This window comes from Nonomuraea cavernae (assembly GCF_014646355.1).
Lineage (GTDB): Bacteria > Actinomycetota > Actinomycetes > Streptosporangiales > Streptosporangiaceae > Nonomuraea > Nonomuraea cavernae.
In genome coordinates, this window is record NZ_BMNH01000037.1 from 52005 (window position 1) to 65133 (window position 13129).

Sequence of the window (13129 nt, forward strand, 5' to 3'; positions counted from 1 at the left end):
AGGTCAGCCGGAGGCGGGCTGGGGAGCGGCGGGCTGGGCGGCGGTGGCGGCGGCCGGAGCGCGCAGGTTGCGCACCCCCGGCGACAGCAGCGCCGCGAGCGTCGAGAGCAGGACGATGACGCCGCAACCGATCAACGCGGACCGCGTGCCGACCAGCGCCGCCACCGGCCCGGCCAGCATCAGTCCGAGCGGGCCGAACATCAGCGACCCGAGCGCGTCGTAGGAGCTGACCCGCGACAGCGACTCGGCCGGCACCTCCCGCTGCATGGTCGTGTACCAGAGCACGCCGAACACGTCGAAGCAGACGCCGAGCACGAACGCCCCGCCCACGATCACCCAGAGCGGCGTGCTGAACCCCAGCATGAAGTACGGCACGGCGATGGGCAGGCAGAGCAGGGTGGCCATCAGGATCGGGCGGCTGGGCCGCAGGCGCAGGGAGAACAGCACCCCGGCCATCGTGCCCACCGCCTCACCGGCGAGGAACGCCGACCAGGCGGGGGCGCCGCCCAGGCTCTCCTTGGCCAGCAGCGGCCCGAGCACTCCGTGGCCCGCCTGGATCGCCATCACCATGACGGAGAACTGCAGGACCACCACCCAGATCCACTGCCGGGACCTGAACTCGTGCCACCCCTCGCGCAGGTCGGCCAGCACCGAGTGGCGCTTCTCACCGGCGGGACGTTCGCCGGGCGTCATCTTCAGCGCCGCGATCAGCAGGCCGGCCACGGCGAACATGGCGCCGCTGACGGCCAGCGCCCAGCCGCCTCCGAACAGCACCACCGTGATGCCGCTCAGCACCGCCCCGGCCACCCGGGAACTGTTGGCGCCCAGGCCGAGCAGCGCGTTGCCGGCCTGCAACTGCTCGGCGGGCACGATGTCCGGGATGATGCCGGTCAGCGCCGGGAACAGCACCGCCATCGCCACGCCGCCGATCGCCGCGGCCGTCACCAGGGCGGGCAGCGGGGTCCAGCCGGTGAGCAGCATCGCGGCCAGCGCGAAGAAGGCCAGCGCGTTGACCAGCTCGCCGACCATCATCACCCGGGAGCGCGGGAAGCGGTCCGCGATCACCCCGCCGACCAGCATGAACACCACCATCGGCAACGCCTGGGCGGTGAGCACCACCGACAGCGTGGTCGCGTTGGCGCCGGGCAGGCCGAGGACGCCGAAGGCGAGAGCCACGGGGGCGAAGGCGCTCCCCAGAACAGAGATCGTCCGCGCCGACAGAAGCAGCGCGAAACGCCGATCCCGGAGCAGCCCGAGATCGCGACGGTAACTGTGCACGTGGTGGCCCCCTCGACGCCCGATCACCCTATTGTGCCCGCCCGTTATAACTCCTGTCGTCCCGTTATTCAGTGCTTGTCACTCCGGCAACAACACCGAACGCGGAATGTGAGGAGGTATGGCAAGAATCGTGGCCCCATCTCCCGTAATTTGCTAGGTCCCTGTCCGACGGCGAGGGGAACGCGGCATGCCTGACACACTGATCGCCCGCGTGGCGCGGTGGGCGCGGGAGACGCCCGACGCGCCCGCCTACACCTTCGTCGACCACCTGAGAGCCGATCACTCGAAGGGCGGGGCACGGCACACCCTCACCTGGAGCGGGGCCGACCTCAAGGCCCGGGCGCTGGCCGTACGGCTGCGCGAGCTCGCCGGGCCCGGCGAGCGGGTGGCCGTGCTGGCGCCGCAGGGCCTCGACTACGTGGTCGCGATGCTCGGCGCGATGTACGCCGGAGTCGTGGCGGTGCCGCTGTTCGTGCCCGACCTGCCGGGGCACGCCGACCGGCTGACCGCGGCCTACGCGGACGCCGCTCCCGTGGTCGTGCTCACCACCTCCGAGGCGCTGCCCGGCGTCACCGCGTTCCTGGAGACGGCGCCCGCCCCGAAACGGGTGCTCACCGTGGACACGGTCTCCGACCTGCTGGCCGACGAGTGGGACGAGCCGCTGCCGGAGCCCGAGGATGTGGCCTACCTGCAGTACACCTCCGGCTCCACCCGGTCGCCCGCCGGAGTGGAGATCACGCACGCGAACGTCACCGCCAACGCCGCCCAGCTCTGGGAAGCGTTCCGGGCCACGCCCCGCACCTCCGTCGCGGTGCTCTGGCTGCCGCTCTTCCACGACATGGGGCTCATCGCCACGGTCGCGATGCCGATCATGGGCGGCAACCAGGTCGCGTTCATGGACCCGGTGGCGTTCGTCATGCACCCGGTGCGGTGGCTGCGGCTGCTGAGCGAGTTCGACGACGTCTTCACCGGAGGGCCCAACTTCGCCTTCGAGTACACCGCCGCCCGGGTGAGCGAGCAGGACAAGGCCGGGCTGGACCTACGCGGCGTGCGCGTCATGCTGAACGGCGCCGAGCCGGTGCGGCCGGCCACGATGGAGGCGTTCCAGGCCGCCTTCGCCGGCTGCGGCCTGCGTCCCGAGGCCCAGACCCCGGCGTACGGGCTGGCGGAGGCGACCGTCTTCGTGGCCGCGGCGGGCCATGACGAGCCGTACCTCGTGACCGAGTTCGACCGCGACGCCCTCGGCGAGGGACGGGCCGTCTTGTACGGCGGGGAGGGGGCGCGCAGCGCGCTCGTCTCCTGCGGGCGGCCGACCGGGCAACGGGTGCGGGTCGTCGGCGAGGACGGGCGGGCGCTGCCGGACGGGCACGTCGGCGAGCTCTGGGTGCAGGGGCCGAACGTGGCGCGCGGCTACTGGCGGGACGCCGCGCGCACGGCCGAGGTGTTCGGGGCCGTGCTGGACGGCGCGGACGGCACCTGGCTCAGGACCGGCGACCTGGGCGTCCGGCACGACGGCCGGCTGTACATCACCGGGCGCATCAAGGACCTGGTCGTCGTCGACGGGCGCAACCACTACCCGCAGGACATCGAGGTCACCGTGCAGCAGGCGCACGAGGCCGTGCGCCGCGACCACGTGGCGGCGTTCGCCGTGCCGGGAGAGGAGACCGAGCGGCTCGTGGTGGTGGCCGAGCGGTCACGCCGGGGCGCGGACGCGGATCCGGCCGAGGTGGCGCGCCGGGTGCGGGCGGCGGTCCGGGCCCACCACGACCTGGCGGTCCACGACTTCGTGCTCACCGAGGCGGGCGCCGTGCCCCGCACGTCCAGCGGGAAGATCGCGCGGCGCGCGTGCCTGCGGGCGTACCTGGAGGGCGCCCTTGTTTGAGACGGCCGGCCGGCTGGTCTATCGCGGCAGGTGGACGCTCCTGGTGCTGAGCCTGGTGGCGGCCGTTCTGGTCGCGCCTTTCGGGCTGGAGCTGTTCGGGCGGATGTCCGACGGCGGGTTCGAGGACCCCGCCGCCGAGTCGACCACCGCGGCCACCTGGAACGACGACTGGTACGGCGGCAACGCCCCCGACGTCGTCGTCCTCTACCGGCACCCAAAGGTCAAGGTGGGCGACCCGAGGTTCAAGAAGGCCGTCCACGACTCGCTGCGCGCGTTGCCCGCCGAGCACGTTCGCCGGCTGGCCACCTACTGGACGACCGGCGCCAAGGAGCTCAGGTCCGCCGACGAGCACGCCACCTACGCGCTGATCACCCTCAAGGGCGACCGGCAGGCCGCCTACGCCGCCATCAAGGACCGGCTCGCCGTGCGGAACCTCGTCGTCCGGGTCGGCGGCTCGGTGCCGCTGCTCAAGGAGCTCAACGACCAGACCGCGGCCGACCTGGTGCGCGCCGAGACGATCTCCATGCCGGTGCTGCTCGTGCTGCTCGTGGTCGTCTTCGGCAGCCTGGTGGCCGCCGGGCTGCCGCTGGTCGTCGGCGCGCTGGCGGTGCTCGGCGCGCTCGTGCTGCTGCGGCTGCTCACCGAGGTGACCGAGGTCTCGGTCTTCTCCCTGAACGTGGTCACCATGCTGGGGCTCGGGCTGGCCATCGACTACTCGCTCTTCGTGCTGAACGCCTTCCGCGAGGAGATCCGCCGGGGCGCCACCACCGAGCAGGCCGTGGTGCGCACCATGGCGACCGCCGGCCGCACCGTGGCCTTCTCCGGCCTGACCGTGGCGACGTCGCTGCTCGGGCTGCTGCTGTTCCCGCAGATGTTCCTGCGCTCGATCGGGCTCGGCGCGGCGGCCGTCGTGCTGGTGGCCATGGTGGCGGCGCTCGTCGTGCTGCCCGCCCTGCTCGGCGTTCTCGGCACCCGCGTGAACGCCATCAGGCTCACGCCCGACTTCGGCGGCTCCGGCGGCCGGGGCGGGGCCTGGCACGCGGTCGCCTCCAGCGTGATGAGACGCCCGCTGCTCTACCTCGTCGCCGTCACCGCCGTGCTGCTCGCCCTGGCGGTGCCGTTCCTGCACGTGAAGTTCGGCAACGTCGACCACCGGGTGCTGCCCGTCACCGCCGAGAGCCGCCAGGTCGCCGAGACCATCGACCGCGACTTCGCCCGCAACTCCATGGCCCCCATCGACGTCCACGTGCTCGTCGAACGCGCCTTCACCGAACGGCCCGCCGTCCCCGGGCCCCTCGGCCAGGGCCACACCCCGATCAGCGCCGTCACCCCGGTCACCCCCGCCGACGTCAAGCCCCTCACCGACCGGCTCAACCGCCTCGACGGGGTGACGGGAGTCGACGTGGCCGGCCTCTCCCAGGACAACGGCGCGGTACGCCTGGCCGTCCGCTACTCCTACGACCCGATGTCCGCCGAGGCGCGCGACCTCGTCACCCTGATCAGGTCAATGGCCCCCGAGCCGAACGTCCGGCAGGTCGTCGTGGGCGGCTCGACGGCGGCGCAGATGGACCTGATGGACAGCCTGGTCGACACACTGCCCCGGATGGCCCTGGTGGTGGGCCTGGCCACCGGGCTGCTGCTGTTCGCCGCGTTCGGCTCGATCGTGCTGCCCGTCAAGGCACTGCTGATGAACGTGCTCTCCATCGGCGCGTCCTTCGGGGTGATCGTCTGGGCCTTCCAGGACGGTCACCTCGCCTCCGTCCTCGGCTTCACCTCCACGGGCACCATCGAGGCCACGGTCACGGTGCTGATCCTGGCGGTGGTGTTCGGGCTGTCGATGGACTACGAGTTGTTCCTGCTGTCGCGGGTGCGGGCCGAGTGGCTGCGTACCGGCGACAACACGGCGGCCGTGGCGGCGGGGCTGCAGCAGACCGGCGGTGTCATCACCAGCGCGGCGCTGCTGCTGCTCGTCGTGATCGGGGCCTTCTCCACGGCCGGCATCACCGTGGTGAAGCTGCTCGGGGTCGGGATGTTCGTGGCCATCGTGGTCGACGCCACGCTGGTGCGCGCCCTGCTCGTGCCCGCCACCATGCGGCTTCTGGGGTCGGCCAACTGGTGGCTGCCACGGCCGCTGCGCCGCCTTCGCTTCTCCCTCCACGCCCCCGCCCCGGAACCCGCCCCCGCCCCGGAACCCGCCCCGGAACCCGCGCCGGAACCCGCGCCGGAACCCGTCCCCGCCCCGCTCCCCGCCCTGCGCGAGTCCGGGCCGTCCGTGGCGCTGCCGCCCGTACCCCAGGAGCCCGGGTCGTCCTTGGTGTTGCGCTCGTCCGCGCGGAGACACCCGTACGGCGGTGGCGAGGAGGAGTCGGACCGCGCGCCGGACCACCTGAGGTGGGTGAAGGTGACCGGGGAGCGGACGAAGGTGGTGAGGCCCGACCCCGAAGGGCCGGGATGGCGCTGGGTGGAGGTGGACTCGTGACCGTGGCATCCGCGCCCGCGCGGCCGGGCGGCCGGACGGCAGGGCGGACGGGCCTGCTGCTGACCGTCGTCGGACTGGCCGGGTTCGTGACGACGCTGGACAACACCGTGGTGACCGTCGCGCTGCCGAGCATCCAGCGGGACCTCGGCGCCCGGCTGGCCGCGCTGGAGTGGGTGGCCACCGGGTACATCCTCACGTTCGCCGGGTTCATGCTGGCCGGCGGCCGGCTGGCCGACGTGTACGGCCGGCGCCGGATGCTCGTGGCCGGGCTCGGCGCGTTCACCGCCGCCTCGCTGGTCGCCGGGCTGGCCTCGTCGATCGAGGTGCTGGTGGCGGCGCGGCTCGCGCAGGGGGCGGGGGCGGCGCTGATCCTGCCCGCGACCCTGGCCGTGCTCGCCGGCCGGGACGAGCGGGAGCGGTCGCTGGGAGTGGCCGTGTGGATGGCGTCCGGAGCGGGCGCGCTGGCGCTGGGGCCGGTCGTGGGCGGATACCTCAGCCAGCACCTCCACTGGAGCTGGATCTTCCTCATCAACGTGCCGGTGGGCGTGGCCGTCATCGCGCTGGCCGTCGTGGCGGTGCCGGAGACGGTCGCCGAGCGGCGGGTCCCGGTGGACGTGGCCGGTTCGGTGGCGTCCGTGGTGTGCCTGTCCGCCGGTACGTTCGCGCTGATCCACGCGGGCGAGCACGGCTGGACGTCGGCTGCCGTGCTGTCGGCGCTGGCCGCCTGCCTGGCCGGCGGGCTGGTGTTCCTGGCCGTGGAGCGGCGGGTGGCGGCGCCGATGGTGGAGCCGGAGCTGTTCCGGGTCAGGGCCTTCACCGGGGGTGTGCTGGCCCAGGTGCTCTGGGGGCTCGGGGTGAACGGCGTGTTCTTCTACACCGCCCTCTTCCTGCAGGGAGTGCTCGGGTTCACCCCCGTGGCCTCCGGGCTCGCGTTCGTGCCGCTGGCGCTGCTGGTGGTGGCGGTGACGCCGCTCGCGCCGATGGTCGAACGGCGGATGGGGACCGGGCGTACGGTGGCGCTCGGCCTGGTGCTGGTGGCCGCCGGGATGGTGGCGGCGGCGTTCCTGGAGCCGGGCGACGGGTGGGCGCGGTTGCTGCCCGCCGTCTGCGCGATCGGCGTGGGGTCGGCGCTGACCATGCCGCTCGGGTCGGCCGTGCTGGGGGCGGTGCCGGAGGCGCGGGCCGGGGTGGCGGGCGGGATCTTCTCGGTCAGCCGGGAGATCTCCGGGCTGTTCGGCATCGCGGTCATCGGGGTGATCGTGCAGGGGGCCGGCGGTTTCGCGCCGGGCTACTCGCTCGGGCTGGCCGTGGCGGCCGGGCTGGTGCTGGCCGGGGCCGTGATCAGTCTGGTGACGCTGCCGTGACGAACCAGATGCTCGCGTGGGTCCCGGGCGGCTCGGTGTCGTCGTGAGGGTGGCGGTGCTGGCGTTCGGGTCACGGGGGGACACGCAGCCGTGCGTGGCGCTGGCCGGCGGGTTGCTGGCGCGGGGGCATCGGGTGACGCTCGTGGCCGCGCCCCGGTACGGTCCGCTGGCGGAGGGGGCGGCGACGGTGTTCGCGCCGCTCGGGGTGGACCCGGTGGCCATCGTGGAGAGCCCCGAGGGGCAGGCCTGGCTGCGCGGCGGACCGCTCGCGTTCGTGCGCGGGTTCAGGACCGTGGTGGAGCCGCTGGCCCAGCGGCTCGTCGCCGAGGTGGACGAGGCCTGCGCGGGCGCCGACCTGGTGCTCGCGCCCGCGCTGGGCGCGTTCGGCAGGCACCTGCACGACAGGTACGGCATGCCGTACGCGATTCTGCAGTTCCAGCCGAGCGAGCCGACCGGCGAGTTCCCGAACCCGCTCGTCCCGCTGCGCACGCTGGGCGGGATGGGCAACCGGCTCAGCTACGCGGTGGTGGAACGGCTCGGCTGGCTGGCGCTGGCGCGCATGGTCAACCGGCTGCGGGCCCGGAGCCTGGGGCTGGGGCCGTTGCGGGGGAGTCCGTTCGCGGCCGACCGGCGCGACCGGGTGCCGGTGCTGTGCGGGGTCAGCCCGCTGGTGGTGCCCCGGCCCCGGGACTGGCCGGAGTACGCGCACCTCACCGGCTACTGGCGGCTCCCCGAGCGGCCGCCGCTCCCTGACTCCGACGGGCTGGAGGGGTTTCTGCGGGCCGGTCCGCCCCCCGTGTACGTGGGCTTCGGCAGCATGGCGCCGGCCGAGCCCGAGCGGGTGGCGGAGCGGGTCGTGGCGGGGCTGCGGCTGGCCCGGCTGCGCGGAATCGTGCAGGGGCTGCCGGTGACCGCGTCGGACGACGTGCTGCCGGTCGGGGAGGTGGATCACGCGCGGCTGTTCCCCCGGCTGGCCGGCGTCGTGCACCACGGCGGCGCGGGGACGGCCGGGACGGTGCTGACGGCCGGGGTGCCCGGCCTGATCTGCCCGTTCTTCTCCGACCAGCCGTTCTGGGGGCGGCGGGTGGCCGCCCTGGGCGTGGGGCCGCCGCCGTTGCCGATCGGGGAGTTGACGGCGGAGGCTCTGGCCGCGCGGCTGCGATACGTACCGAAATATCGCGAGAAAGCGGCTCAACTTGGACGGCTACTTCGAGTGGAGGATGGGGTGAAGAACGCACTGGATCTCATTGAACGTTATTGATCATCCCGATAGTGTGCGATATGTCCGCCGATCACCCCCTGGAGTAACGCGCCATGCGACTGCGGCAGATCTTCGTCATCGGGCTCGCCCTCTCACTGCTCGGCATCGGCGTCCCAGCGTGGGCGCAGGACGATCCGAAGAACTGCGACGACCTGATGGCCGCCGACACCCCGGCGTACGTCGTCTGCCGCTGGATGGCCACCCCCGAAGAGGCGGCGGACATCGCGAGGTTCTGGCTCGACAACGACGGCGAGCACCTCCAGGAGGCCGGACCGCTCGATCCGATCGTGATCGACTGCACCGAGCCGGGCAACGTCTGCCCCACCGGCGAGGACGGCGACGGCGACGGCCAGCCGCGCGACCCCGGCGACCCCGACGTCGAGGATGCGGAGGACGGCGGCACGCCCGAGTGCAAGGAGGGCGAGAGCTGCTACGTGAACCCGGCCGGGCTGTCACAGGCCGAGATCGCGCAGGCCGAGAAGACCGCCGCGGGACAGGCCGTCCAGGCCGCCGCCAAGGAGAACCTGCGGATCTGGATCAACGCCGAGCTGACCGGCGCCTGGAAGGACGGCAAGCTCGACGCGGCCGTCAGGAAGCTGGCCGCGCTGGCCGTGCAGCCGGGGGTCGCGGGCATCAGGTTCACCACGCAGCTCGGGTTCGACCAGACGTTCAAGACCGCCGACGAGATCGACACCTTCGTCGCCGAGACCTCCACCGCGTTGCGCAAGCTCGCCCCGGGCAAGAAGCTGGCCGTCCACACGGTCGTGCCGGTGCTCGGCTGCGGCGCCGACGAGGCCTGTAAGGCCGAGATGACCAAGAAGCACCCGCTGTCCGTGCCCGACCGGGTCGGCGCCTGGCTGTCCAAGGGACAGATCGACCAGCTCGCCCTGGACAGCGGACTGCTGGCCACCGAGTACGCCACCTGGAAGATCGACGCGCCCACGGCGCAGCGCAACCAGTGGATCCAGGTCCGGGCCCGCGCCTGGGACGCCTACGGCCAGATCGCCTCCGAGGACGCCGGGTTCGCCGCGACCGGCGCCTCGAAGCTCACCAGCGAGCAGGCCACGCAGGCGATCAACGACCGGATCGCGGTCCCGCTGCAGACCGACGCCGCCGAGACGGTGACCCTCTGGAGCCGCTGGAAGGACGAGCGGGGCCAGGTCAGCAGGACCTTCGGCGAGAAGTGGGCGACCAACGCCACCTGGGACCAGCTGAAGAAGCTGACCTCGGTCCGCCCGCGCCTGGCCACCGTGTACGACCCGGCCAACCCCGAGGTCGACCCGGCCACGGACATGAGGAACCTCGCCGAGGTCTTCGGCCAGGTGTACGTGCACGCCGGCGCCTGACCCGCGGCGTCCGCCCCAAGGAGCCATTCACGGGTGGGCGATGACCGCCTACTCGTGAAACCGCTTCGACACATGGTCATGCGGTTTTCGGGAACCGTTCACCGTCTTTTCTGGCGAGCCCCCTGTGCCGTGCCAGTGTCTTCGGACCCCACCCGAACACGACTCCGGCCACCACAATGGCCAGGAGCAGGCTCGTCACGAACGGGTCGTAATGGGAGCCGTCTGCCGGGAAAAGCGTTACGCCGAGGTTGACCATGTCGTGGAAGACGATCGCGGCGAGAATGCTCTTGCCCATGTTGCCGTAGAACCAGAAAATGAGGACCCGTAAAAGGACGGTGACCACGCACTGCCACAGCACCCAGGTGGCGCCGTGGCCTGTCTGGAAGAACGGGATCACATGCCAAACGGCCCAGATCGAGCCCATGGCGATGCTCGCCTTCCAGGCGCTCCACCGGCTGAGCTCTCGTTCGGCCGCGTAGCCCATCCAGCCCAGTTCCTCACCTGCGGCGGCCACGAAGAACACGACGAACAGCACAGGGATGGCGGCGAACGCGATCTCCGGCGACGGGAGCGGCCGACCGGCCCACACCATGAGGCCGTACTCCAGCAGTAGGACGACGGGCATCAGGAAAACGAGCGGCACATACCAGCGCCCACGCTTCACTCTTCTCGCGTCGAAAGTCCTGCGTAATAATTCCCACACGCCCGAACGGCCCTTTTCTCGATACGTGAGAATGAGGGCCGCGACGAGCGGGCAGAGAAACATCAGCGAGCTCACGGGCAGGTTCATGGGCAGATATCCGGAGAGGTCGGGAGCGACGGCCCCGAAGATCCAGAACGGGATCGACAGCGCGAACACCAGCGCATAGAATTCAAGTAGTGATCTGCGTGCCGAGCCTTTCGCCATTTTCATGATCGCGACAATAGCACCCGACCGTCATTCGCCGAAAAGGCGATTGTGATGGATGAATGTCCGGGCCCTCTCCCCTCGGCGCGGGCGGTCCGCCCGTCAAAGGCTTTTCGGCGTGCATCCGCGCCCGCGCCCGATCCCGCACGCGGCCAGGTCGCCACGGACGGACACGATATATCTTGACCCGAGGAGGCAACGCGACATATCGTGTTTATCCAGCGATGTGTCTCGGTCCCTGGAGGACGATCCCATGAACGAACTGGTGCCTGTCCTGGTGGTCGTCTTCGTCGTCGTCCTCGTCCTGCTGTCGGTCCTGCAACTGGCGCTCGTGTGCGGCGCGCCATGGGGGAGCCTTGCGTGGGGCGGGCAGCACCGGGTCCTCCCGGGACCGCTGCGGGTCGGCAGCGGTGTCGCGCTGGTGCTCTATGTCGCGTTCGCAGTCGTGGTCCTGGACCGTGCCGGCTGGATCGACGTGCTGGCAGAGCCCGTCGCGGTCACCGGCACCTGGGCGGTGTTCGGGTTCGCCGCGCTCAGCGTCATCCCCAACGCGGTGTCCCGAAGCAAGCCGGAGCGCTACGTCGGAACATCCGCCGCGTTCCTGCTCGCGGCGGCCAGTCTCGTCGTCGCGCTCAGCGGGGCGTCGACGACCTGACGTCGTTCAACCGGGCTCACACGGGCGATGGAGCGCCGGACGACGCCCCAGCGATGGGCGTCCCGTGGCCTCGTCAGCCCGGATCCAGCCGCCAGTCGCCGCCGGACGTCTCCGTCGGCGCCGGGGTCGGGACGGTGCCGCCGCCCCGCAGGCCGAGGGCCGAAAGGATCATCGGGTAGGAGTTCTTGAACTCGCGGGTCCAGTACGGCCAGGTGTGCGTGCCGTTCCCGTACAGGTGCAGCGTGTGCGGGATGCCGAGCTTCTTCAGGCGCTTGCTGAGCGCCTTGGCCGTGTAGGCGGACAGGGGCTCGCCCAGGTGGGCCGGATGCCAGGGGGAGCCCGGCGGGTCCAGCGGGCCGTTGAAGCTGTTGGTGCCGCTGGACAGGTAGATCCGCACGCCCTTCAGGTTGGGCGCCAGCACCAGCGGGTCGTTGGCGGCCCACACCTTGCGGTCGCGCAACGGGTCACCCCAGAGCGCGAGCGGGTCCTGCTTCTCGCTGGCCTGGGCGTTCATGATGACGGCCGGGATGCCGGGCAGCTCGGTGGCCAGGATGCCGCTGTAGGCGCCGGCGAAGCGGAACATCCCCGGGTAGCGGGCGGCGTACTTGATCGCGCCGTACGCGCCCATCGACAGGCCCGCGATCGCCCGCCGGGTGCCGGCCCGGTAGCCGAGCTCCAGCAGCCGTCGCACCTCGTCGGTGTGGAACGTCGCCCACGCCGGAGGGCCGCCCCGGCCGCCGTTGTGCCAGTCGGAGTAGTTGCCGGCCCGCCCCGCCTCGGGCATGACCACGATCGCGTCCAGCTTCGCGGTGTAGGCCGCCACGTCCGTCATCCTGGTCCACGACGTGTAGTCGTCGGCGCCGCCGTGCAGCAGGTAGAGCACCGGCCAGGTGCGCTTGGCGGTCTTCGACCAGCCTTCGGGCAGGAGCAGGCGGACCGGTGTCAGCTTGCCGGTCGACGGCGACGAGATGAGCAGGTCGAGCATGCGCGGGCTCAGCCGGCGCTCGCTCACGACCCGGGCGCCGCCCGGCAGCGCCTTCTGGCCGGGTGCGTAGCTCTTCGGCGGCGTGGGATCGGCGACGGCCGGGGTGGCGCTCGCGCCGACGAGGAGCGCCGTGGCCAGGGCCAGCAGGGCCGAGAGGGGGCGCGATCGCATGAGTGCTCCCGGTTCGCATGGGAAATGCCAGGGCTCAGGTGACCCTAGAGGTCACGGCCATGCCGAGCTATGACCTGAAGCAACGAAACAGCGCGAGAGCTTGCGCCTTGCCGGACAAATCCCGGGTTAACCCTGGGCAACCCGCGAGGGAGACTGGCGGTGACGAAGGGGGACGTCATGATCGAAGTGAAGAGCATCGACAAGCCGGACGAGCGCCGCGACTTCCCGATGGGGCACCTCGACGTGTGCTACCTGACGGGCCTCACCTTCGGCGTGGGCACGTTCGAGCCAGGGTGGCGCTGGTCGGAGTCCGTACAACCGATCGTGGGCACCGAGTCGTGCGAGGTCCACCACAACGGGTTCGTCGCCCGGGGCAGGCTCCGGTTCCTGATGGACGACGGCACCGAGGCAGAGGTGGGACCAGGAGAGGCCTTCGTCTGCCCGCCAGGACACGACGCCTGGGTCGTGGGTGACGAGCAGGCCATCGTGTACGACTTCGCGGGCGGGGCCGCGGAGTACGCCAGGGCGTACGAGCTCTGAGAAGGGATCGGCTTGGGACGATGAGCACAGCGGTGGACTCTCCCACTGTGGGAGAGTCCACCATGATGGCGTGCAAGACGAACTTCTCACCATCGGACGCTTCGCCCGCCTGTGCCGGCTCAGTGTCAAGCGCCGGCCGCCGAGCCCGAGCTTTTCGTTCAGCGTGATCTGGCGTGGAACCCCGGGCGTTTACGCCCGGGAGGAAACGACAGCGCGGGAGGGCCGCCAAGGCCCGAGCGGTGCGGTGACCGGTAGGCCGTG

Annotated in this window: 11 protein-coding genes; 8 read left to right on the top strand and 3 right to left on the bottom strand. The window is 71.7% G+C overall.

All coding sequences use genetic code 11. The features are described 5' to 3' along the window. Window positions 1-3: 3 nt before the first annotated feature. Window positions 4-1278, bottom strand: coding sequence for an MFS transporter (locus IEY82_RS35075; RefSeq protein WP_189128583.1), 1275 nt, complete (start codon window positions 1276-1278; stop codon window positions 4-6). 187 nt (window positions 1279-1465) lie between these two features. Here IEY82_RS35075 and IEY82_RS35080 point away from each other — a divergent pair, with 187 nt between their 5' ends. Genes IEY82_RS35080 through IEY82_RS35100 form a run of 5 tightly spaced genes read left to right on the top strand, consistent with a single transcriptional unit; the run spans window position 1466 to window position 9610 of the window. Further along, window positions 1466-3160: a fatty acyl-AMP ligase gene (locus tag IEY82_RS35080; protein ID WP_189128584.1), complete on the top strand. Its 1695-nt coding sequence runs from the start codon at window positions 1466-1468 to the stop codon at window positions 3158-3160. After that, on the top strand, window positions 3153-5639 hold the full coding sequence (locus tag IEY82_RS35085; protein ID WP_189128585.1) for an MMPL family transporter: 2487 nt from the start codon (window positions 3153-3155) through the stop codon (window positions 5637-5639). Before IEY82_RS35080 ends, IEY82_RS35085 begins: the two co-directional genes overlap by 8 nt. Then, complete coding sequence (locus tag IEY82_RS35090) at window positions 5636-7003, top strand: MFS transporter (RefSeq protein ID WP_225264071.1); 1368 nt, start codon at window positions 5636-5638, stop codon at window positions 7001-7003. The genes IEY82_RS35085 and IEY82_RS35090 overlap by 4 nt, the downstream gene beginning before the upstream one ends. A 16-nt stretch (window positions 7004-7019) precedes the next feature. After that, window positions 7020-8264 carry a glycosyltransferase gene (locus IEY82_RS35095; protein WP_225264068.1) on the top strand — a complete coding sequence of 415 codons (1245 nt, stop codon included), beginning with the start codon at window positions 7020-7022 and terminating at the stop codon, window positions 8262-8264. 53 nt (window positions 8265-8317) lie between these two features. Continuing rightward, complete coding sequence (locus IEY82_RS35100) at window positions 8318-9610, top strand: hypothetical protein (RefSeq protein ID WP_189128587.1); 1293 nt, start codon at window positions 8318-8320, stop codon at window positions 9608-9610. A gap of 76 nt (window positions 9611-9686) precedes the next feature. Here IEY82_RS35100 and IEY82_RS35105 read toward each other — a convergent pair whose 3' ends face one another. Next, window positions 9687-10523 carry a CPBP family intramembrane glutamic endopeptidase gene (locus tag IEY82_RS35105; protein ID WP_225264066.1) on the bottom strand — a complete coding sequence of 279 codons (837 nt, stop codon included), beginning with the start codon at window positions 10521-10523 and terminating at the stop codon, window positions 9687-9689. A 247-nt stretch (window positions 10524-10770) separates the two neighbouring features. On the opposite strand from IEY82_RS35105, the gene IEY82_RS35110 reads away from it, so the two are divergent. Then, complete coding sequence (locus tag IEY82_RS35110; RefSeq protein ID WP_189128588.1) at window positions 10771-11172, top strand: hypothetical protein; 402 nt, start codon at window positions 10771-10773, stop codon at window positions 11170-11172. Window positions 11173-11245: 73 nt separating this feature from the next. On the opposite strand, the gene IEY82_RS35115 is transcribed toward IEY82_RS35110, so the two are convergent. Further along, complete coding sequence (locus IEY82_RS35115) at window positions 11246-12328, bottom strand: alpha/beta hydrolase (RefSeq protein ID WP_189128589.1); 1083 nt, start codon at window positions 12326-12328, stop codon at window positions 11246-11248. Window positions 12329-12505: 177 nt separating this feature from the next. Between IEY82_RS35115 and IEY82_RS35120 the strand changes: the two genes are divergently transcribed. Both IEY82_RS35120 and IEY82_RS39630 read left to right on the top strand, forming a co-directional pair. Further along, window positions 12506-12868 (top strand): cupin domain-containing protein, encoded by a 363-nt coding sequence (locus IEY82_RS35120; protein ID WP_189128590.1) that lies wholly within the window; start codon window positions 12506-12508, stop codon window positions 12866-12868. A 70-nt stretch (window positions 12869-12938) separates the two neighbouring features. Further along, window positions 12939-13129 (top strand): hypothetical protein (locus IEY82_RS39630; protein ID WP_229697775.1); only part of this gene is annotated, 191 nt, incomplete at its 3' end.